The sequence below is a fragment of the Roseateles sp. P5_E11 genome, assembly GCF_054049355.1.
This window is the reverse complement of record NZ_JBFUMO010000707.1, coordinates 1-2581: the sequence shown is the minus strand read 5'-3', so window position 1 is coordinate 2581 and position 2581 is coordinate 1. Positions and strand designations below refer to the sequence as shown.

Sequence of the window (2581 nt, the reverse complement as noted above, 5' to 3'; positions counted from 1 at the left end):
AGAGTCACCTGCGCCGCCTCGCCCTGCCCCAGGGCCTGCAGTGCGGCGGCCTCGACGATGAGGGCCAAGTCGCTCCAAGGCCCGAGCCGCAGGGCTTCGCCGGCATCGCGGCGCGCAGCGGTCGGGTCGCCATCGACGAGGGCCAGCCAGCCCTTCAGCGCCAATGTGTCGGGGTCGGCGGGGTCCAAGATCAGCGCTTCCTTGATCTGGGCTCGCGCCGCCTCCTTGCGGCCGGCGCGCAGCAGGTCCAGCGCGTAATCGCGGCGCAGCGGCACGAGGCCGGTGCGCAGCCGCAGCACAGCCTCGTACTGCTTGAAGGCGTCGTCCCAGCGGCTGTCCAACGCCAGCGTGGCGGCACGGCCCCACAGCGCCTCGGGCTGGTCGCGCTGGTAGGCCAGCACGGCGTCATAGGCGGGCAGCGCCCGCGGCACATCGCCGAGGCGCCGGTAGTAGTCGCCCAGCGCGAGGTCGACGCGGAAGCGGTCCTCGCCCTTCAGCGCCTCGACATCGCGCCCCAGGCCAGGCACAACCTCGGCAGCCAGTGGGCGGCCGCCATGCCAGAGGGCGTCGGCGACACCCGCGCGCAGCGCACCGCTGCGCGGATGAGCAGCCAGGGCGCGGGCCGCCAGTTCAGCAACGGCGGCGCCATCACCCTCGATGGCCAGCGCATTGAGCTGGGCCGTCAGCGCGCGCTCGTCGGTGGGCGCGAGCTTGAGAGCGCGCGCAAACAGCGGCTTGGCCTCGGCCAGCTGGCCATCTTCCAGCTTCTGGTTGCCGGCATTGACCAGGGCCACAGGCAAGCTGGCGCGCGTGTCGCGCTGGGCGAAGAAGCGCCGGATCTCGGCACGCAGGGCCGGGTCCATCTCGATGAGGCGCTCGCGCACGATCTCGCGGCCGTCATACGCGTCGCGCCGTGGCGAGGCCGCGGCATTGGCGCCCTCGGCGAAATACTCCCACACCGAGCCGCCGGCATACCGCGACAGGAAGCCGTTGCGTGTCCTGGCGTCACGCGACTTGGCCTGCTGGTAGAGGGTCTCGATGCTGCGCGCCTGGTCGGCCGTCAGCACGCCATGGACCTGGTGGGTCAGCTCGTGCAGCACGGTGTTGTAGCGATCGAAGATGCTGCGCTCGACGTCTTCGATGCCGGTGACGGTGAAGTGCCCGCCCATGCCGCGTACGTCGTCCCAGAGGCGCGAGTCGTAGTCGATGCGCGCATCCTTGAGCGCATGGGCCTGCGGCGTCTCGGACAGGCGCATCCACATCGGCTTGATGAAGTGGGTAGCGCCCCCTTCCACCAGCACCGGGATGAAGGCCTTCCACGGCGCGACGGACAGTGCCACACGCTTCTGGTGGCGCGGCGACAGCTCTTTCCAGTTCAGTACATAGCGCTCGATGCCCGGCACGGTGGGCATGGGCAGGGCCTTGAAGCGGCGCTCGTAGTCGGCGCGGTGCACATCAATGGCAAAGCGCTGCGACTCCAGCGCCTTGGCCGCGATGGCATGAGCCCGGCCGAGCTGCGGGCAACGCTCCAGCACGGCGAGGCTGATGAGCAGCGCCGTGTCGAAGTCGCCCTTTTCGAAGGCATCGGAGGCACGCCTCACGTCGGCCATCAGCGGTGCAAAGCCGTCGCCCAGGCGAGCAGCGAGCTGGCTGTAGTTCTCGCGCACATAGCCATTGCCGAGCAGGTAGTGGGCGGCTTCGTGATGACGGTTCAGCGCGACGGCGCCCTCGGCCGCAGCAATCGCGTCTTCGGTGCGGCCGAGCCGGATCAACGTGTCGGCCAGCGCGGCCAGGCCGTCGGCGGTGCGTTCGGCGGCGATGCCGGCTTCGAGCTTTTGTAGCGAGGCGTCGAACTCACGCAGCTGGTAATGGCGCTGGCCCAGGCCGCGCAGGGCCTGCGCCTTGTCGACGGGCCGCTTTGCCCGCTCAAGGGCTTTCTCGAAGCACTGCCTGGCGCGCTCGAAATCGCGCCGGTCCAGCGCAAGGCGGCCGGCGGCGAGCAGGTCGATGGCGTCGACGTTGGAAGTGGTCAGCACATGACGCGTGCGGCGATCGATGGCGGCACCGTCATCACGGGCGAACAGCCATTGGTAGATGACACCGCGCTCGGTGGCATCGGGTTGCCTGGCGCGCAGCAATGCGTCGACATCGGCGCGCGCCGCGGCGTATTGCTGTTCGGTCAGCAACGCCTGCAGCCGCGCGGCGTCGGTCGCCGCATGGGCCGCATTCAGGGTCAGGCAAACAGCAAGGCAAGCAGCGAGGCCAACAGCCAGTCGACGCCAGGGCATTCAGGCTCCATGAGTGGAGCGCCGATGCTAATCGTCCGAGCTGAACCCCGAAGCCTTGACGACCGGCCCCCAGTACTCGCGTTCGGCGGCCAGGCGCTTGGCGTAGTCTGCCGGCGGCAGCGACAGCGGCTCGAAGCCCAGCTTGGCCAGGGCCTCGATGACGCCGGGCTCGCGCACCGCGGCGCGGGCCACCTCAGCCAGCTTGTCGACCGTGGCCTGCGGCGTCTTGGCCGGCAGGAAGAGGCCGTAGGTCTCGACGCCAACGATGCCCTTGAAGCCCTGCTCCTCAAAGG

2 protein-coding genes are annotated in these 2581 nt (G+C 69.8%); both read right to left on the bottom strand.

Going from position 1 to position 2581, the window contains the following annotated elements; translation table 11 throughout:
- A partial coding sequence (locus tag ACXJKR_RS29470; protein ID WP_457325869.1) for a tetratricopeptide repeat protein occupies nucleotides 1-2288 on the bottom strand: 2288 nt, incomplete at its 3' end.
- 27 nt (nucleotides 2289-2315) lie between these two features.
- The coding region (locus tag ACXJKR_RS29465; protein WP_457325868.1) for a tripartite tricarboxylate transporter substrate-binding protein at nucleotides 2316-2581 on the bottom strand (266 nt) is incomplete at its 5' end.